At 59.6% G+C, this 18,403-nt stretch carries 15 protein-coding genes; 12 read left to right on the forward strand and 3 right to left on the reverse strand.

What is annotated here, in order from left to right; genetic code table 11:
• Window positions 1-204 precede the first annotated feature (204 nt).
• The gene (locus tag DBP26_RS25020; RefSeq protein ID WP_108240270.1) at window positions 205-1,698 is read right to left on the reverse strand and encodes a CoA-acylating methylmalonate-semialdehyde dehydrogenase; all 1,494 of its coding nucleotides are present in this window, start codon (window positions 1,696-1,698) and stop codon (window positions 205-207) included.
• Window positions 1,699-1,766: 68 nt separating this feature from the next.
• Window positions 1,767-3,113: an aspartate aminotransferase family protein gene (locus tag DBP26_RS25025; RefSeq protein WP_108240271.1), complete on the reverse strand. Its 1,347-nt coding sequence runs from the start codon at window positions 3,111-3,113 to the stop codon at window positions 1,767-1,769.
• Window positions 3,114-3,253: 140 nt separating this feature from the next.
• On the opposite strand from DBP26_RS25025, the gene DBP26_RS25030 reads away from it, so the two are divergent.
• The 9 genes from DBP26_RS25030 (at window position 3,254) to DBP26_RS25070 (ending at window position 13,649) form a co-directional block, all read left to right on the forward strand.
• On the forward strand, window positions 3,254-4,174 hold the full coding sequence (locus DBP26_RS25030) for a LysR family transcriptional regulator (protein WP_108240272.1): 921 nt from the start codon (window positions 3,254-3,256) through the stop codon (window positions 4,172-4,174).
• Between the two features lie 271 nt (window positions 4,175-4,445).
• Window positions 4,446-5,831: a nucleobase:cation symporter-2 family protein gene (locus DBP26_RS25035; RefSeq protein ID WP_108240273.1), complete on the forward strand. Its 1,386-nt coding sequence runs from the start codon at window positions 4,446-4,448 to the stop codon at window positions 5,829-5,831.
• Between the two features lie 83 nt (window positions 5,832-5,914).
• Window positions 5,915-6,574 carry a TetR/AcrR family transcriptional regulator gene (locus tag DBP26_RS25040; protein ID WP_108240274.1) on the forward strand — a complete coding sequence of 220 codons (660 nt, stop codon included), beginning with the start codon at window positions 5,915-5,917 and terminating at the stop codon, window positions 6,572-6,574.
• Window positions 6,575-6,609: 35 nt separating this feature from the next.
• Window positions 6,610-7,203, forward strand: a complete 594-nt coding sequence (locus DBP26_RS25045) for a YigZ family protein (protein ID WP_108240275.1) — start codon at window positions 6,610-6,612, stop codon at window positions 7,201-7,203.
• A 560-nt stretch (window positions 7,204-7,763) separates the two neighbouring features.
• A complete protein-coding gene (locus DBP26_RS25050; protein WP_108240276.1) occupies window positions 7,764-9,302 on the forward strand; it encodes an ABC transporter ATP-binding protein in 1,539 nt (512 codons plus the stop codon).
• An 11-nt stretch (window positions 9,303-9,313) separates the two neighbouring features.
• Window positions 9,314-10,414: an ABC transporter permease gene (locus DBP26_RS25055; protein ID WP_108240277.1), complete on the forward strand. Its 1,101-nt coding sequence runs from the start codon at window positions 9,314-9,316 to the stop codon at window positions 10,412-10,414.
• Window positions 10,414-11,340 carry an ABC transporter permease gene (locus tag DBP26_RS25060; protein WP_108240278.1) on the forward strand — a complete coding sequence of 309 codons (927 nt, stop codon included), beginning with the start codon at window positions 10,414-10,416 and terminating at the stop codon, window positions 11,338-11,340. The genes DBP26_RS25055 and DBP26_RS25060 overlap by 1 nt, the downstream gene beginning before the upstream one ends.
• A 104-nt stretch (window positions 11,341-11,444) precedes the next feature.
• The gene (locus DBP26_RS25065; RefSeq protein WP_108240279.1) at window positions 11,445-12,131 is read left to right on the forward strand and encodes an SDR family oxidoreductase; all 687 of its coding nucleotides are present in this window, start codon (window positions 11,445-11,447) and stop codon (window positions 12,129-12,131) included.
• Between the two features lie 162 nt (window positions 12,132-12,293).
• Window positions 12,294-13,649, forward strand: a complete 1,356-nt coding sequence (locus tag DBP26_RS25070; protein WP_108240280.1) for an 8-oxoguanine deaminase — start codon at window positions 12,294-12,296, stop codon at window positions 13,647-13,649.
• An 86-nt stretch (window positions 13,650-13,735) separates the two neighbouring features.
• On the opposite strand, the gene DBP26_RS25075 is transcribed toward DBP26_RS25070, so the two are convergent.
• Window positions 13,736-14,827, reverse strand: coding sequence for a calcium:proton antiporter (locus tag DBP26_RS25075; protein WP_108240281.1), 1,092 nt, complete (start codon window positions 14,825-14,827; stop codon window positions 13,736-13,738).
• Window positions 14,828-15,209: 382 nt separating this feature from the next.
• Between DBP26_RS25075 and DBP26_RS25080 the strand changes: the two genes are divergently transcribed.
• The 3 genes from DBP26_RS25080 (at window position 15,210) to DBP26_RS25090 (ending at window position 18,386) form a co-directional block, all read left to right on the forward strand.
• Complete coding sequence (locus DBP26_RS25080; RefSeq protein ID WP_108240282.1) at window positions 15,210-16,307, forward strand: BMP family ABC transporter substrate-binding protein; 1,098 nt, start codon at window positions 15,210-15,212, stop codon at window positions 16,305-16,307.
• 77 nt (window positions 16,308-16,384) lie between these two features.
• A complete protein-coding gene (locus DBP26_RS25085; protein ID WP_108240283.1) occupies window positions 16,385-17,353 on the forward strand; it encodes a 2-oxoglutarate and iron-dependent oxygenase domain-containing protein in 969 nt (322 codons plus the stop codon).
• Between the two features lie 79 nt (window positions 17,354-17,432).
• A complete protein-coding gene (locus DBP26_RS25090; RefSeq protein ID WP_108240284.1) occupies window positions 17,433-18,386 on the forward strand; it encodes an adenosine deaminase in 954 nt (317 codons plus the stop codon).
• The last annotated feature ends 17 nt before the right edge of the window (window positions 18,387-18,403 follow it).

An 18,403-nucleotide genomic window follows, 5' to 3' on the forward strand; every position in this document is an offset into this window, starting at 1 on the left:
TCCTGCTTATCTGAAACCTTTAACTCGTTGATCTTCAAGGAGTTTTCGGTTCCGACTGCGCCGTAAGTGGGGCGAATTATAGAGACATCTGAAGGCCCGTCAAGCACTTATTTCGGAAAAGAAGAAAGTTTCTAACTTAAAGCTGCAGGAGCGCGAGGTTGAGACTCGCGCTTGCAGCTTATAGCTTCAGGCTAATGGCGACACTTAGAGGCTAGGGAAAGCGAACTGGGACGCCTCGTGACTCGCACGCTGTGGCCAGCGCTGAGTGATCGCCTTGCGGCGGGTATAGAAGCGCACGCCATCGGGGCCATAAGCATGGAGGTCGCCAAACAACGAGCGCTTCCAGCCACCGAAGCTGTGATAAGCCACAGGAACCGGCAGCGGTACGTTGACACCCACCATCCCCACTTCGATCTCATCACAAAACAGCCGCGCCGCTTCACCGTCACGGGTGAAAATGCAAGTACCGTTACCGTACTCGTGGTCATTGATCAATTGCATCGCCTGCTCAAGGCTGTTCACCCGCACGATGCATAAGACCGGCCCAAAGATCTCTTCTTTATAGATGCGCATGTCCGGGGTGACCTGATCGAATAGACAGCCTCCCAGGAAGAAACCTTCTTCGTGCCCCGAAACGGTCAGTCCGCGTCCGTCGACCACCAATCTGGCACCCGCCGCTACGCCGTCCTCTATATAGCCGCTGACTTTGTCGCGATGCTGACCGGTGACCAACGGCCCCATGTCCAACCCACACGTGGTGCCCGCCCCGATCTTCAACGATTGAATTTGAGGCACCAACTTGGCCACGAGTGCATCGGCCACCTGATCGCCCACGCAAACGGCCACCGAGATTGCCATACAGCGTTCGCCGCACGAACCATAGGCCGCTCCCATCAATGCACTGACGGCATTGTCGAGATCGGCGTCGGGCATCAACACGGCGTGGTTCTTGGCGCCACCTAACGCCTGAACGCGCTTGCCTCGTGCGGTCGCTTCCTTATAGATGTATTCAGCGATAGGGGTGGACCCGACGAAACTCAAAGCCTTGACCTCCGGCGCCTCGATCAACGCGTCGACGGCGACCTTGTCACCGTGGACCACGTTCAGTACGCCCTTCGGCAAACCGGCTTCGTGCAGCAATTGTGCGATCAGCAGCGTCGAACTCGGGTCGCGCTCGGAGGGTTTGAGGATGAAGCAGTTACCGCAGGCGATGGCCAGGGGGTACATCCATAGGGGAACCATGGCCGGGAAGTTGAAGGGTGTGATGCCAGCCACCACGCCCAGTGGCTGGAAGTCAGACCAGGCATCGATATTCGGCCCCACGTTGCGACTGTATTCACCCTTGAGGATTTCCGGGGCGGCACTGGCGTACTCGACGTTCTCAATGCCACGTTTCAGTTCGCCCGCTGCATCTTCCAGTGTTTTGCCGTGTTCTTCGCTGATGAGCTGGGCGATGCGCGCCTCGTTCTGCTCCAGCAGTTGTTTGAAGCGAAACATGACTTGCGCGCGTTTGGCAGGCGGCGTATTGCGCCACCCTGGAAACGCCGCCTTTGCCGAATCGATTGCCTTCTGAACGGTTTCACGATTGCCCAGCGCCACTTTGTGAACTGGCTGGCCGGTCGAAGGATTGAACACATCAGCGGTGCGGCCATTTTCATTGACCAATTCACCATGAATCAGGTGTTGAATGATGCTCATGCTTGACTCCAAAGGACTGTCCCGCTGGCGCAACCGAAGCTGCGCGCGGACTGGAAATAGGGGATGGATCAGTCGATCTGATTGAGTGCGTCGCCCACCGCGTCGAACATGCGGTCCAGGTCTTGGGGCAGGCTGTTGAACGTAGGGCCGAATTGCAGGGTGTCGCCACCAAAGCGGACGTAGAACCCAGCCTTCCACAGTTTCATCGCAGCTTCGAACGGACGCACGATGGCATCGCCGTCACGGGCTGCAACCTGAATGGCGCCCGCCAGGCCGAAGTTACGAATATCGATCACGTTTTTGCTGCCTTTGAGGCCGTGCAACGAGCGTTCGAAATGAGGTGCGGTTTCTGCCACCTGCTGAACCAGGTTTTCGCGCTTGAGAATGTCCAGTGCTGCCAGCCCCGCTGCACAGGCCACCGGATGCGCGGAATAGGTATAGCCGTGCGGGAATTCCACGGCGTACTCCGGCGTAGGCTGATTCATGAAGGTCTGGTAGATCTCGGAACTCGCGATGACTGCGCCCATCGGGATTGCGCCGTTGGTGACTTGTTTGGCGATGCACATCAGGTCAGGCGTCACGCCGAAGCTATCCGCGCCGAACATGGCACCCGTACGCCCGAAGCCGGTGATGACCTCATCGAAGATCAGCAGAATATTGTGCTGATCACAGATTTCGCGCAGGCGTTTGAGATAGCCCTGCGGCGGCACGATCACCCCCGCAGAACCCGCCATCGGCTCGACGATGACGGCCGCGATGTTCGAGGCGTCGTGCAGCTCGATCAACTTGAGCAGCTCGTCCGCCAGTGCAATACCGCCCTGTTCCGGCATGCCGCGGGAAAATGCGTTGCTTGCCAGCAGGGTATGGGGCAAATGGTCGACGTCCATCAACTGACCGAACATTTTGCGGTTGCCGTTCACGCCGCCGAGACTGGTGCCAGCGATATTCACACCGTGATAGCCACGGGCACGACCAATGAGTTTGGTCTTGGTCGCCTGCCCTTTCAGGCGCCAGTAGGCACGGACCATTTTTACCGCGGTGTCTGCGCACTCGGAACCCGAGTCGGTGTAGAACACATGATTCAGTTTGCCGGGCGTCAACTCGGTAATCTTTTCAGCCAGTTGAAACGACAGCGGATGACCGAATTGGAAACCAGGCGAGTAGTCCAGCGTGCTCAATTGCTTGGCGACGGCTTCCTGGATTTCTTTGCGAGTATGCCCTGCCCCGCACGTCCACAACCCTGAAAGGCCATCGTAGATCTTGCGACCCTTGTCGTCTGTCAGATAACTACCCTGAGCTGCCACGATCAACCGAGGATCTCGCTGGAAATTGCGGTTCGCGGTATAGGGCATCCAGTGAGCGTCGAGCTTGAGCTGACTGGCCAGGGACATATCGGACGTTTCGGGCATGTTCATTGGAATGACCTCACAAGGGCGTGGGTGGCCTGGCTACCGACTGCAAGGACGGAAACGGGGCCGGTTGCGGCTACGTTGCCATGGGCATAAAGTCACTAAAATCCTGCTTTTTCGATCTTCAGTTGACGGAATACTAAACAATGAGCACTCGCCGTTCTGAAGCGCTGGCCCAGGTCAGCGACTTCGACATTCGTTTGCTGCGCATCTTTCGAAGCGTAGTCGAGTCGGGAGGATTTTCTGCGGCCGAAAGTGCGCTGGGGATTGGTCGTTCGGCGATCAGTCAGCAAATGGGCGACCTCGAGCAACGTCTCGGCTTGCGCCTGTGCCAGCGCGGGAGGGCAGGCTTTTCGCTGACTGAAGAAGGTCGGGAGGTCTATCAGTCATCGCTTCAGCTATTAAGTGCGCTCGAGAGTTTTCGTACGGAAGTGAACGGCCTGCACCAGCATTTACGCGGAGAACTCAACATTGGCCTAACCGATAATCTGGTAACCCTGCCCCACATGCGCATCACTCACGCACTGTCGCAACTGAAAGAACGCGGCCCAGACGTGCACATCAATATCCGCATGATTGCGCCCAATGAAGTAGAGCAGGGCGTGCTGGACGGCAGCCTCCATGTGGGCGTCGTGCCACAAGCCAATGCCTTGTCAGGCCTCGAATACCAGTCGCTCTACAGCGAGCGCTCGCTACTGTACTGCGCCGTAGGGCATCCGCTGTTCTATGCCGAGGATGCGCAACTGAGCGACGGACGTCTCGCTGGCCAAGAAGCGATCGCCCCTACGTTCCGCCTGCCTGCGGACATTCAGGCTCATTACCAGGCCCTCAACTGCACCGCCAGCGCATCCGACCGGGAAGGCATGGCGTTCCTCATTCTGACGGGCCGATATATCGGCTACCTGCCGGACCATTACGCCACCTTCTGGGTGCAGCAAGGTCGCCTGCGGGCTTTGAAACCTCAGGCACGCTTTTACGATTTGAGCCTGGTCACGGTCACCCGCAAAGGACGCCGCCCTCATTTGGTGCTGGAAAGCTTCCTTGAGAGCCTCGCTGCGACGCGATGATGCTCGCAGAGGTAAAACCGCGTACCTCTGGTTATTGAAGGAAAATCGCCAACTCATTGTTTCAAAAGAAAATAAAAAAATATCAACATCAACGACCTGATCACTTGGACAGGTTTTTGCAGACGTTCTCGGCAAACACGCTGTCTCAGCAGCGCCCCGCACGCGGCGGGAGGCCTGAACACCCGGACCGCGAGCAAACTCCGCATGAACTGCGGGGGATCTCGCAGGGCGGTCATCCCTGCCACGCCGCACATAATACCGAGAGTCCAGCATGCAGCCCCAAATGCCAGATACCCAAGACCTGATCTACGGCCTCAATGACCGGCCTCGCCCTGCCCCAGCTCTCCTGGCGGCTGTGCAGCACGTACTCGCCGCCTTCGTGGGCATCATCACACCACCGCTCATCATCGGCTCAGCGCTGGGACTGGGAGCCTACCTGCCCTACCTCATCAGCATGGCTTTGATGGTCTCCGGCGTAGGAACCTTCATTCAAGCGCGTCGCCCCTTGGGTATCGGCGCGGGAATGATCTGCTTGCAAGGCACCAGTTTTGCGTTTCTCGGTGCCGTTCTTTCCGCCGGTTTTATGGTGAAACAGCGTGGTGGGACGCCCGAGGACATCATGGCCATGGTGTTCGGTGTGTGCTTTTTCGGCGCGCTGGTGCAGATCGTATTGAGCCGTTTCATCGGTCAGTTACGTCGCGTCATTACGCCACTGATAACAGGCATCGTCATCACGCTGATCGGCGTCAGTTTGATCAAGGTCGGGGTGACCGATCTGGGCGGCGGCTTCAACGCCCCCGACTTCGGCGAGCCGACGAATCTGGCGCTCGGCGCCTTCGTGTTACTGGTCATTATTCTGCTCAACCGCTCAAGGACTCCATGGCTGAGACTGTCGGCGATCATCATCGGCTTGGCCGTAGGGAGCATTGCGGCCTGGTTCAGTGGCAAGCTCACGCCTCATTCGATTCATGATTTGCCATTGATCAGCGCGCCCATGCCTTTCCGGTTCGGCTTTCAATTCGATTGGGCGGCTTTCCTGCCTGTCGCGCTGATTTATTTGATCAGCAGCATTGAAACTGTTGGCGATCTGACCGCTAATTGCATGCTCTCCCGCGAGCCCATTCAGGGGCCGAGCTACATCGCTCGCCTTAAAGGCGGCGTACTGGGCGATGGCGTGAGCTGCATGATTGCCGCCACCTTCAGCGCCTTCCCGAACACTACGTTCGCACAGAACAATGGCGTGATTCAGCTAACCGGCGTGGCCAGCCGCTACGTCGGCCTGTATATCGGGGCGCTGCTGTTTCTGCTCGGACTTTTCCCTGTGATTGGTGCGATTCTTCAACAGATTCCCAAGCCAGTGCTGGGCGGCGCGACGTTGGTGATGTTTGGCAGCGTCGCGGCAGCGGGCGTGAGGATCCTCGCGCAGTCAACCCTGGACCGTCGCAGCATGCTGATCATCGCGACTTCATTTGGCGTCGGCCTCGGCATCGCCGCGCAACCCACATTGCTGCACCATTTGCCGCAATGGGTGCAGAACCTGTTCGACTCAGCCATCACCAGCGGCGGCCTGACGGCCATCCTGATGTGCCTGTTGCTGCCCGAGAGCACGGTAAGTGCTGCCGAAAAAAAGCCTGAAATCGAAGCCCTCGACCACTGATTTCACTGTCAACGCTTGTCGGATCGTCCTGGGTGCGTTATCTGTTCACACCGTCGCACCCAATGATCCGTCTGGAACCGCTCATGACCCTCGAAGTCCCTGCTCACAGCGTCAGCGCCACCAAACCGGCGAGCCGCATTCGCCAGAAAAACGAAGAAGCGATCATGAAGGCTGCCGAAGACGAGTTCGCGCGTCATGGCTTCAAAGGCACCAGCATGAACACCATCGCTCAAAAAGCTGGGCTGCCCAAGGCCAACTTGCATTACTACTTCACCAACAAGCTGGGGCTTTACATCGCGGTATTGAGCAACATCATTCAGTTGTGGGACAGCACTTTCAACCACTTGAAGGCCGAGGACGATCCCGCCCAGGCACTGACTCAATACATCCGCGCAAAAATGGAATTTTCGCGCCGCCAGCCACAAGCCTCACGCATTTTCGCGATGGAGATCATCAGCGGCGGGGAATGCTTGAACGAATATTTCAGCCAGGACTACCGAACCTGGTTCCAGGGACGGGCATCGGTGTTCCAGGCCTGGATCGATGCCGGAAAAATGGACCCCGTCGATCCGGTGCATCTGATTTTCCTGTTGTGGGGCAGCACGCAGCATTACGCCGATTTCGCGACGCAAATCTGCCAGGTCACCGGGCGTGCGCGCTTGACCAAGCAGGATATGGAAGAGGCAGGCAATAACCTGATTCGCATCATCTTGAAGGGTTGTGGGCTGACGCCTCCGCTCTGAACGTGCGACATTTCTGATTTTCGGCTGGAACCGTTATGCCCTTCACCCTCGTCGGCCCTTGCGAATTCCGCGAAGAGATTCGCAAGAGCCGGTTCATCACCCTCGCCGCTCCCATCGTCAAACCGAGTGACGCCCAGTCGTTCATCGAACGGAACAGCGACCCCAACGCCACCCACAATTGCTGGGCCTGGAAACTGGGGCCTCAGTACCGAAGCACCGATGACGGCGAGCCGGGTGGCACGGCAGGACGCCCGATTCTCGCCGCCATCGAAGCGCAGGACTTCGATCAAGTCGTGGTGCTGGTCATTCGCTGGTATGGCGGCATTCAGCTGGGTACGGGCGGACTGGCGAGGGCCTACGGTGGCGGAGCCAACAAGTGTCTGCAACAGGCCGCTCGCTCGCCGCTCGTGAACCGGGTGCCGCTCAGCTTCGAGTGCACGTTCAGCGAGCTGGCGCTGGTCAAGTTGCGGCTGAGTGAGTTGAATGGATTGGTAGAAGAAGAACACTTCACCGCTGTGGGCGTCGAGCTGTCGATCGCGATCGGGCCTGAGCAGATCACGACTTATCAACGTCAGCTTTCGGACATCAGCCGTGGGCGCATTGTTATGCACACTCCAGGGGATGCCTGACATCTGGTTTCACAAATATTGTCCAGCGAAGGTTTCCCACATCTACTGTGCACCTGCCTGTGGACAAGCTGCGCACACAGCGCCGCACCCCTTGAATTACAAGGCCTACAGCCATCTGCTCGTTTTTTGATCAGCTTATGGGAAAACGAGGCAAACCACCGAAAAAACAGGCGGTTAGCGGCGCTTATCACCCTCCGCTCCTAAGCTCTGCTGCTTTATGCCCCTCATTTACGCTTGCGCACAATTACTGTGGAGCAACCTGTGGATAAGAGGTGCACGCCTTGACGCAACGCCGAGGCTACCTTGCCCGTCGTCATTTGGTCATTTTTTAAACAAAATATTTGAACCATTTTGACTCCGTAACGCACATTGGCGCCCCGCGATGGTGCCGACAGTTCGGACTCCGAGCATTCCGAGCACGTAGCCGCTCGCCGGCCCACTCTACATTCAATTGCCAAAGCCGCGCTGCAACCGGGATCGGGCGTGAGCAAACAAAAAAGCTGACCGGCTGGCCAAGAAATTGCTAAGTGCAGGAGCGATCCACTTTCACCGAGTCCGATATGTCCCATTCAGCGAACCCTGCGCGGTTGCAATTGCGCCACATCACCAAGCGGTATCCCGGCTGCCTTGCCAATGACGCCATTGATCTGAGCATTGAGCCGGGTGAGATACATGCGTTGCTCGGAGAAAACGGCGCAGGCAAAAGCACCTTGATGAAAATCATCTACGGCGTGGTCCAGCCTGATGCCGGCGACATTCTTTGGGAAGGGCAGCCGCTGACCATGCGCAATCCTGCGCAGGCCCGCGAACTGGGCATCGGCATGGTGTTCCAGCATTTCTCCCTGTTCGAAACCCTAACCGTGGCGCAGAACATTGCGTTGGCCATGGGAGCGGCGGCGGGCACGCCCAGGCAACTGGAACCGAAGATCCGGGAAGTCTCGCAACGCTATGGCATGGCGCTGGAACCTCAACGGCTGGTGCATAGTTTATCGATCGGAGAACGGCAGAAGGTCGAGATCATCCGCTGCCTGATGCAGGACATCCGCCTGCTGATTCTCGACGAACCGACCTCGGTGCTGACGCCTCAGGAGGCGGAAGATCTGTTCGTCACGCTGCGTCGCCTCGCCAGCGAGGGCTGCAGCATTTTGTTCATCAGCCACAAACTGGGGGAAGTCCGCGCGCTTTGCCACAACGCAACGGTGCTGCGAGCAGGCAGGGTGTCCGGGCACTGCGTGCCAGGGACGTGCAGTGACCTGGAGCTCGCGCGGCTGATGGTGGGGGACGCCGATGGGCTGGTGGCACAGTACCCGAAAACGGTCGGCACGGCCCCCTTCCTCCGTGTGGATAAGTTGTCATGGCACAACCTGGACCCGTTCGGCTGCTCGCTGGTCGACGTCGACCTGGAGGTGCGCAGTGGGGAGATTGTCGGTATCGCCGGCGTCGCAGGTAATGGCCAAGACGAGTTGCTCGCCCTTCTTAGCGGTGAGCAAACGCTGAGCAAGCATCGAACCCAGCCCATCCGGTTCGTCGACCGGCCCGTCGCTCATCTGCGCCCGGATGCGCGACGCAAACTCGGGCTGGCCTTCGTACCCGCCGAACGTCTCGGTCATGGCGCGGTGCCGGACATGAGCCTGGCTGACAACGCCCTGCTCACGGCTTTTCAACAGGGGCTGGTCAGCAATGGGTTGGTACAGCGACAGAAGGTTCAGGCACTGGCCGAACGCATCATCCAGCAGTTTGCCGTAAAAACCCCTGATGCCGAGACACGGGCTCGCAGCCTGTCCGGCGGCAACCTTCAGAAATTCATTCTGGGCCGCGAGATCCTACAGAACCCAAAACTGCTGGTGGCGGCTCACCCCACGTGGGGGGTGGACGTCGGCGCCGCCGCCGCGATCCATCGCGCCTTGATCGCCCTGCGCGATGCGGGCGCCGCCATTCTGGTGATTTCTGAAGACCTCGACGAACTGTTCCAGATCAGCGACCGCGTGGCCGCGCTGTCAGCAGGTCGCCTTTCCACCCTTGCGCCCACCGCGCACACCAGCCCCGTGCAAGTCGGCGGCTGGATGGCGGGTCAATTCGACGCTGCCCCGCTCATTTAACGGAGACACTCATGCTGCTTTCACTGGAACCGCGCGGCCAGGAATCCCGCGCCATGTTGTGGTTTTCGCCTTTACTCGCAGCAGTGCTGACGCTGGTATCAGGGGCATTACTGTTTTTGGCACTCGGTCTTGACCCGTTGCTGACGCTGCACACGTTGCTGATCGCACCGGTCAGCGATCTGTACGGTGTGTCTGAATTGATGGTCAAGGCACTGCCGATTCTGCTGTGCGCACTGGGCCTGGCCGTGGCTTATCAAGCACGGATCTGGAACATCGGCGCCGAGGGCCAATTGTTGATGGGCGCGCTCGCAGGCAGTGCCGTCGCGGTCAACGTGATCGAGGTCGACAGCCGCTGGGTATTGGTGCTCATCCTGAGCGCTGGCGTGCTGGCGGGCGCCGCCTGGGCGGGGCTGACCGCCTGGTTGCGCACGCATTTCAATGCCAACGAAATCCTGACCAGCATCATGCTCAATTACATTGCGCTGAACCTGCTGCTGTTTTTCGTGCACGGCCCGTTGAAGGATCCAGCCGGCATGAACTTCCCGGAGTCCGCGATGTTCGGCGACGCCAGCCGATTGCCTCTGCTGAGCGAAGAGGGGCGCGTCCACGCTGGGGTGTATTTCGCGCTGCTGGCGCTGGTGGCCGTGTGGGTCCTGCTGCAGCGCAGCTTCACAGGCTTTCAGGTCAAGGTGCTGGGCCTGGATAAACGAGCCGCTGGTTTCGTCGGTTTCCGGGAGAAACGCCTGATATGGCTGTCGCTTCTGATCAGCGGCGGTTTGGCGGGGCTGGCTGGCGTGTGCGAAGTCACCGGGCCCATTGGCCAACTCGTGCCTCAGGTGTCGCCAGGTTATGGCTACGCGGCGATCACCGTGGCGTTTCTGGGCCGCCTCAATCCGCTGGGCATTCTGTTTTCCAGCCTGCTGATGGCGTTGTTGTATCTGGGCGGCGAGAGCGCGCAGATGACGCTGAACCTGCCTCAAGCCATCACGCAGTTGTTTCAGGGGATGATGCTGTTCTTCCTGCTGGCGTGCGATGTGTTGATTCTCTACCGCCCGCGCTTGAAATGGCGCTGGGCCCGACGCCAGATGGCCGTTGTGCCGGGAGCCGTGTGATGGATATCGATCTGTTGAGTAATATCTTGTTCGCGACTGTACGCTGCGGCACGCCCCTGCTGCTGGTGGCACTGGGTGAATTGGTCTGCGAAAAAACCGGCGTCCTGAACCTGGGCCAGGAGGGCATGATGCTTTTCGGGGCCGTGATCGGCTTCATCGTCGCCCTCAGCACCGGCAGCCTCTGGCTGGGTGTGCTGCTGGCCATTCTGGCGGGAATGTTGCTGTCGTCCCTCTTCGCGCTGGTGGCCTTGGTGTTCAACGCGAATCAGGTCGCGACAGGCCTGGCGTTGACCATCTTCGGGGTCGGCCTGTCGAGCTTCGTGGGAGCAGCCTGGGTAGGCAAGCCGCTGATCGGCTTCGAGCCCACGGTGATCCCAGGGCTCAGCGATATTCCACTGATCGGCCGCATGCTGTTTGCCCAAGACGTGCTGGTCTACCTTTCCTTCGGCCTGTTCGCCATCGTGGCGTGGACGCTTCTGAAAAGTCGCGTCGGCCTGGTCATCCAGGCCGTAGGCGAAAACCCCAATGCGGCCAGTGCGATGGGCTTGCCGGTCCTGCGGGTTCGAACGTTGGCGGTGTTGTTCGGTGGTGCCATGGCGGGGCTTGCCGGGGCGTACCTGTCGTTGGCGTATACCCCGATGTGGGCTGAGAACATGAGCGCGGGCCGCGGCTGGATCGCCTTGGCCCTGGTGGTATTTGCCAGTTGGCGCGTTTGGCGCCTGCTGTTGGGTGCGTACCTCTTCGGCTTCGCCAGCATTCTGTATCTGGTGGCTCAGGGTGTGGGGTTGGCGATCCCTTCCAATCTCCTGGCCATGCTGCCTTACGTGGCAACCATCCTGGTGCTGGTGTTACTGTCGCGCAACGCTTTGCGTACCCGACTGTATGCGCCGGTGTCGCTAGGGCAACCCTGGCAATCGGGACACTGAAGTGCCAGGCGGCATGACCGTTGCGCGAAAAGATCAAATTCCTCGCAAGACGCGCGGTCAACCCACCTGCACTGCATCGTTTCGTTCTTCAAGGAGTGACCTTCATGTCTGCCAACAAAACTGCGTTGATCATTGGCGCCTCTCGCGGCCTGGGGCTAGGGCTGGTCAAACACCTGACCGAACAAGGTTGGGAGGTCACGGCAACCGTCCGTGACATGCACAAGGCCGATGCCTTGAAAGCCGTCCCCGGTGTGCATATCCAAACCCTGGACATGGATGAACAATCGTCGCTGGAAGTCCTCACCCATAACCTGAAGGGCCAGGTCTATGACCTGCTTTTCGTCAATGCAGGCGTTGCCGGTCCGCAGCATCCCAATCCCACCGACGCCACGGCAGGGGAGCTGGGTCAGTTATTTCTGACCAACGCTGTTGCGCCGGTTCGCCTGGCAAAACGGTTCGTCGAGCAGATCCGGCCAAACACCGGGATCATCGCGTTCATGAGCTCCGTGCTCGGCAGTGTGACCATGCCCGACGCCCCCGAAATGGCGTTGTACAAGGCCAGCAAAGCGGCCCTGAACTCGATGACTCACACCTTCTTCACGCAATTGGGCGAGAACCGGCCGACCGTCATCTCGATGCATCCCGGCTGGGTGCGCACCGACATGGGCGGCGAAGGCGCGGACATCGACGTTGAAACCAGCGTACGCGGCATGGTGGAACAGCTTGAACGGTTCGCCGGCGAAGGCGGGCATCATTTCGTGAACTACAAAGGCGAAACCATTCCCTGGTGACCCTTCCCGCTCCTCGGCACGCCCTGCCCGTCAGGGCGCTGTGCCTTGCATCCCGTCCTGGGATCCCCCTACACTTGCGCCTTCGCCCGAGGGCGACCCTGGATCAGCAGACAGGGCAACACTGAGCTGGCGACCTGAACCCATCTTCAGAGGAGCCGGCTCATGCCTGCGATCCGTATCTGGTTGAAAAACCCCCTTGCCGTATTCACTGCCAACGACTGCGACGCCCGTGGCGGGCTGGTGGTGGAAAACGGGGTCATTGTCGAAATGCTCGCCGCCGGTCACAGTCCGGCGACGCCTTGCGACGAAACGTTCGATGCCCGAGACCATGTGCTTCTCCCCGGGCTGATCAACACCCATCACCATTTCTATCAAACCCTGACCCGCGCCTGGGCGCCGGTGGTAAACCAGCCGCTGTTTCCGTGGCTGAAAACCCTTTATCCCGTGTGGGCGCGGCTGACACCTGCGCAATTGGCTCTGGCCAGCAAAGTCGCGCTGACTGAACTGTTGCTTTCCGGCTGCACGACCGCCGCCGACCACCATTACCTGTTCCCCAACGGGCTCGAAAACGCAATCGATGTCCAAGTCGAGAGCGTTCGCGAGTTGGGCATGCGGGCGATGTTGACCCGCGGCTCGATGAGCCTGGGCGAAGCCGATGGCGGCCTGCCGCCGCAGCAGACCGTACAACAGGGGCAGGTGATTCTGGACGACAGCCAGCGCCTGATCGAGCGCTATCACGAGCGGGGCGCGGGTGCGCAGATCCAGATTGCCCTCGCTCCCTGCTCGCCGTTTTCAGTGACCACCGAGATCATGTCCGAGAGCGCGGCGCTGGCCCGTCAGCTCGACGTCCGGCTACACACTCACCTGGCGGAAACCTTGGATGAAGAGGCGTTCTGCCTGCAGCGTTTCGGCCTGCGCACGGTGGATTATCTGGACAGCGTTGGCTGGCTGGGACCTCGTACCTGGCTGGCCCACGGCATCCACTTCAATGCCGAGGAGATCGCCCGACTGGGCGCTGCGGGCACCGGCATCTGCCACTGCCCGAGCTCCAATATGCGGCTGGCGTCGGGCATCTGTCCGACGCTTGATCTGATGGAAGCTGGCGCGCCGGTCGGGTTGGGTGTCGACGGCTCGGCCTCCAATGATGGATCGAACATGATCCTCGAGGCCCGGCAGGCCCTTTACCTGCAACGGCTGCGCTACGGCGCAGAGAGAATCACCCCGCAGGTCGCACTCGGCTGGGCAACCAAGGGGTCGGCGAAGCTGCTGGGCCGCACCGACATCGGCGAACTGGCCATAGGCAAACAAGCCGATCTGGCACTGTTCAAACTCGACGAACTGCGCTTTTCCGGCAGCCACGACCCCTTGTCAGCATTGCTGCTGTGTGGGGCGGATCGCACCGATCGGGTGATGATCGGGGGGCAATGGCGGGTGGTCGACGGCCAGGTCCTAGGGCTGGATCTGAAAGGGCTGATCGCCGATCACCGGCAGGCCGCCGAGGCACTGATCCGCGGCTGACCGATCACTCACCCGACAAGGCCGGTGGGTCAGCTGCAGGACACTCGTTCTCGCCGCGGCCTGCCGGACTGCCTTCGCAGAACGCTTCAAAGCCCCAGCAACGACAGCATGATGAACGTTGCGAACAGTACAAAGTGAGTCATGCCCTCGATGGCGTTCGTCTCGCCATCATTGAGGTTGATGGCGCAGACCAGCAAGGTCACGAAAATCATCACGGTCTGCACAGGCGTCATCGCCATTTGGAAGGGCTGGCCGGTATAAAGCGCCATCGCTTCCATCACCGGAACCGTCAAGATGACGGTTGACAGAGAAGCACCCAATGCGATGTTGACCACTGACTGCATGCGGTTGGCCAGTGCAGCACGCAAGGCCGTGAGGATCTCGGGCGCAGCCGAAATGGCCGCCACCAGAATCGCCGTGATGACCGGGGGCGCACCACTGCCTTCCAGACCCAGGTCCATGGCTTTGGACATGACCTCGGCCAACGCGCCGATGATCACCACCCCGAACACCAGAACGCCGATGGAGAACGCCAGGCTGACTTCCTCAGTGGCATGCTCGGGCTGCTCCTTGCGGCGCTTCTTGTCCGGATAGCTGTAGCTGAAGAAATAGCTGTGCGGGCCGACTTGCATGCGTAGAAACAAGCCATACAGAAGGATCATCGCGCCTATGGTGAATGCTGAGTACATTTTCCAGTTGGATTCCGGGATGAACTCGGGCACCACCATCGACACAGCCATAGCCGTCAGGATCATCACGCTGTAGGAGCGAGCGGAGTCGTCGTTGTAGGGCTGTTCGCCGTGCTTGAGCCCGCCCATCAACGCTGCCAGGCCGAGAATTCCGTTGATGTCGAGCATCACTGCGGAATAGATGGTGTCCCGCACCAGCGTCGGAGAAGGCTCGTTGCTCATCATGATCGCCAGAATGACCACCTCTACCAAGACCGCGGAGAGGGTCAAAATCATGGTGCCGTAGGGGTCTCCGACCTTTTCCGCGAGCAACTCGGCGTGATGAGCCACGCGCATGGAGGCGCAGACGATGAACGCCACCAGCGCCAGGCCTGCGAGCAATGCGACCACGTTGCCGTGGCTCAGCAGCTGATGTTCGAAGGGGTACGCGAAGCACGTTGCAATCACCGCCAACAGGAGAAACTTTTCTTGCTTGAGAATCGTGCCCATCGTTGCCTTTATCCCTGCGACCAACGCCGCACGTCCATAAAATTTCACTGCTTAGGGGGTTGAGAGTGCTGGTTGTAAACAAAGGTTTCAAGGCATCCTCGCGCGGACGAACTTAGCACTCCATGGCCGTCCCCGCTCCGATAGGCTGGGGATCGAGAACGGTCGTGTGCCCCCTCTCAGGACGGCGCCGGTAAAGCGAACGGGCTGCACCAGTACGCGGCGCGCCTGATCATTTCGGCACCGTCTGTGACCAATGTTTGCCTGGTGCCCCTGTTAAACAGCGGGCAAACCGGAAGACCTGTCTTATTGGTCAGCTTTTTGCATCGAGTGGAGCGCCCAGCCCTGACGGCCCGGCCTATAAGACCAAAGGAGCTAGATCTGCATGTTTTCCACCCTTCACTCACGTCGTCCGCTGAAAAAACTGATGTGCGCCATGGCCGCTGTCGTAGGGCTGAGCTCGAGTCTGATGGCTGCAGCGGCCGATCCGCTGAAAGTCGGTTTCGTCTACATCGGCCCGATCGGTGACCACGGCTGGACCTATCAGCACGAACAGGGCCGCCTGGCGATGGCCAAGGCGCTGGGCGACAAGGTCAACACCAGTTACGTCGAAAACGTGCCCGAGGGAGCGGACGCCGAGCGGGTGATCCGCAACATGGCGAAGAGCGGCTATGACTTGGTGTTCACCACCTCGTTCGGCTACATGAACCCGACCTTGAAGGTCGCCAAGCAATTTCCGAAGGTCATCTTCGAACATGCGACCGGCTATAAGCAGGACAAAAACCTGGGCACCTACCTGGCCCGCACTTATGAAGGACGCTACGTCGGCGGTTTCCTTGCCGCGAAGATGACCAAGACCAAGAAAATCGGCTACGTGGCGTCGTTCCCGATTCCTGAAGTCTTGCGTGACATCAACGCCATTCAACTGGCACTGAACAAATACAACCCTGGCACTGAGATCAAGGTGGTGTGGGTCAACTCCTGGTTCGATCCAGGCAAGGAAGCCGACGCCGCCAACGCGCTGATCGATCAAGGCGTGGATGTAATCTTCCAGCACACCGACAGCCCGGCGCCGATCCAGGCTGCCGAGCGCCGAGGCGTCTATGCCGTTGGCTATGCGTCGGACATGGCGCACTTCGGGCCTAAGGCAGTGTTGACCTCCATCGTCAACAACTGGGGGCCGCATTACATCCAGGCCACGGAGGCGGTCATCAACGGCAGCTGGAAATCCCAGGATTATTGGGGCGGTTTGAAAGAAGGCACTGTTGAGTTGCCGATGAGCGACCTCGTACCTAATGACGTCAAGGCCGAAGCGCAGAAGATCATTGCAGACATCGAAAGCGGCGCGTTCCATCCGTTTACCGGACCGATCAAAGACCAAACCGGCGCGGTGAAAATTCCTGAAGGCAGCATCGCCACCAATGCCGAATTGGCGTCGATGAACTACTACGTGGAAGGTGTGAAAGCCGAGTTGCCAAAATAGGTTGAGCGCCTGAACAGCGGTAGCAGCGCGGCGCAGTCGGGCTGCTACGTTTTCTTCTACGTGCATCAGGAATCAGTATGAACCGGCTTCCCCTCATCGACATTGCCCCGCTCTATGCCAGCGACGAACAGGCCTGGCACGAGGTTGCCCGTCAGATCGACTCAGCATGCCGCGAATGGGGCTTCTTCTATATCAAGGGCCATCCCATCAGCGCCGAGCGCATCGAGCAGGTCATGGGCCAGGCCCATCGCTTCTTCGCTCGGCCACTGGAAGAAAAGCTCAAGATCGACATCACCCAAAGCCTGCATCATCGCGGTTACGGCGCCATCGCCACCGAGCAACTGGACCCCAGCCTGCCGAGCGACTTGAAGGAAACCTTCGACATGGGGCTGCACTTGCCTGCCGATCACCCCGACGTGATCGCTGGAAAGCCACTGCGCGGTCCCAATCGCCACCCTGACCTTCCCGGCTGGCAAGCGTTGATGGAGCAACATTACCAGGACATGCAGGCGCTGGCCCAAACACTGCTGCGCGCGATGACACCCGCACTGGGCATCGAGCGCGACTTTTTCGACCAGCGCTTCGCGCAGCCGGTCAGCGTCCTGCGGATGATCCACTACCCGCCTCGCCACACCGCCAGCAGCGAAGAGCAACAGGGCGCAGGGGCGCATACCGATTATGGCTGCGTGACCCTGCTCTATCAGGATGTCGCCGGGGGGCTGCAGGTGCGCGATGTGCGGGGTCAGTGGATCGACGCGCCGCCCATCGACGGCACGTTCGTGGTGAATCTGGGCGACATGATGGCGCGCTGGAGCAACGACCGTTATGTCTCCACACCGCACCGGGTGATCAGCCCGTTGGGCGTGGACCGTTATTCGATGCCCTTCTTCGCCGAGCCGCATCCGGACACCCGCGTCGAATGCCTGCCCGGGTGCACGGACGCCGAGCACCCGCCATTGTACCCACCGACCACGTGTGCGGAGTTCCTGCTGTCACGCTTCGCTGATACCTATGCCTACAGACGGGAACCCGAAACCGAGGTCTGAACCTTTCGGTCAGGTTTTTAACCAGCCGATGCGCTCGACTCTGTAGAATGACCGCCATTGCACCTGATGAGAAAAGCACATGTACGATTGGTTGAACGCCCTGCCCAAGGCTGAATTACACCTGCACCTGGAGGGTTCCCTGGAGCCTGAGCTGCTGTTCGCCTTGGCCGAGCGCAACAAGATTGCCCTGCCGTGGGCGGACGTCGAGACCTTGCGCAAGGCCTATGCCTTCAACAACCTGCAGGAGTTCCTCGATCTCTATTACCAAGGCGCGGACGTGCTGCGTACCGAACAGGACTTCTACGACCTGACCTGGGCTTACCTGCAACGCTGCAAGGCGCAGAACGTCGTCCACACCGAACCGTTCTTCGACCCCCAGACCCATACCGATCGAGGCGTTCCGTTCGAGGTCGTCCTCAATGGCATTTCCCGGGCGCTCGATGATGGCAAACGTCAACTGGGCATCGGCAGCGGTTTGATCCTGAGCTTCCTGCGGCACTTGAGTGAAGAGCAAGCACACCAGACACTGGACATGGCCTTGCCCTACCGCGACACCTTTGTAGCGGTAGGGCTGGACAGCTCGGAAATGGGCCATCCGCCCAGCAAGTTCCAGCGAGTGTTCGATCGTGCCCGCAGCGAAGGCTTCGCCACGGTCGCTCACGCCGGGGAGGAAGGGCCGCCCGAATACATCTGGGAAGCATTGGACCTGTTGAAGATCACCCGCATCGACCATGGCGTGCGCGCCATCGAGGACGAGCGTTTGATGCAACGCATCATCGATGAGCAGATTCCATTGACCGTCTGCCCGCTGTCCAACACCAAATTGTGTGTGTTCGACCACATGAGCCAGCACAACATCCTCGACATGCTCGAGCGTGGCGTGAAAGTGACGGTGAACTCCGATGACCCGGCGTACTTTGGCGGCTATGTGACCGAAAACTTCCACGCGTTGCACGAACACCTGGGAATGACCCAGGATCAGGCCAGGCGTCTGGCTCAGAACAGCCTCGATGCACGACTGGTAAAATCCTGAACCTTACGCATGGCTGG

Source organism: Pseudomonas sp. RIT409 (assembly GCF_003052515.2).
In the GTDB taxonomy this organism is placed as follows: domain Bacteria; phylum Pseudomonadota; class Gammaproteobacteria; order Pseudomonadales; family Pseudomonadaceae; genus Aquipseudomonas.

What these genes read in the sequence shown, in the direction of transcription:
- DBP26_RS25020 (WP_108240270.1), bottom strand. Translation starts at nt 1,698, where the DNA reads ATGAGCATCATTCAACACCTGATTCATGGTGAATTGGTCAATGAAAAT.
- DBP26_RS25025 (WP_108240271.1), bottom strand. Translation starts at nt 3,113, where the DNA reads ATGAACATGCCCGAAACGTCCGATATGTCCCTGGCCAGTCAGCTCAAG.
- DBP26_RS25030 (WP_108240272.1), top strand. Translation starts at nt 3,254, where the DNA reads ATGAGCACTCGCCGTTCTGAAGCGCTGGCCCAGGTCAGCGACTTCGAC.
- DBP26_RS25035 (WP_108240273.1), top strand. Translation starts at nt 4,446, where the DNA reads ATGCAGCCCCAAATGCCAGATACCCAAGACCTGATCTACGGCCTCAAT.
- DBP26_RS25040 (WP_108240274.1), top strand. Translation starts at nt 5,915, where the DNA reads ATGACCCTCGAAGTCCCTGCTCACAGCGTCAGCGCCACCAAACCGGCG.
- DBP26_RS25045 (WP_108240275.1), top strand. Translation starts at nt 6,610, where the DNA reads ATGCCCTTCACCCTCGTCGGCCCTTGCGAATTCCGCGAAGAGATTCGC.
- DBP26_RS25050 (WP_108240276.1), top strand. Translation starts at nt 7,764, where the DNA reads ATGTCCCATTCAGCGAACCCTGCGCGGTTGCAATTGCGCCACATCACC.
- DBP26_RS25055 (WP_108240277.1), top strand. Translation starts at nt 9,314, where the DNA reads ATGCTGCTTTCACTGGAACCGCGCGGCCAGGAATCCCGCGCCATGTTG.
- DBP26_RS25060 (WP_108240278.1), top strand. Translation starts at nt 10,414, where the DNA reads ATGGATATCGATCTGTTGAGTAATATCTTGTTCGCGACTGTACGCTGC.
- DBP26_RS25065 (WP_108240279.1), top strand. Translation starts at nt 11,445, where the DNA reads ATGTCTGCCAACAAAACTGCGTTGATCATTGGCGCCTCTCGCGGCCTG.
- DBP26_RS25070 (WP_108240280.1), top strand. Translation starts at nt 12,294, where the DNA reads ATGCCTGCGATCCGTATCTGGTTGAAAAACCCCCTTGCCGTATTCACT.
- DBP26_RS25075 (WP_108240281.1), bottom strand. Translation starts at nt 14,827, where the DNA reads ATGGGCACGATTCTCAAGCAAGAAAAGTTTCTCCTGTTGGCGGTGATT.
- DBP26_RS25080 (WP_108240282.1), top strand. Translation starts at nt 15,210, where the DNA reads ATGTTTTCCACCCTTCACTCACGTCGTCCGCTGAAAAAACTGATGTGC.
- DBP26_RS25085 (WP_108240283.1), top strand. Translation starts at nt 16,385, where the DNA reads ATGAACCGGCTTCCCCTCATCGACATTGCCCCGCTCTATGCCAGCGAC.
- DBP26_RS25090 (WP_108240284.1), top strand. Translation starts at nt 17,433, where the DNA reads ATGTACGATTGGTTGAACGCCCTGCCCAAGGCTGAATTACACCTGCAC.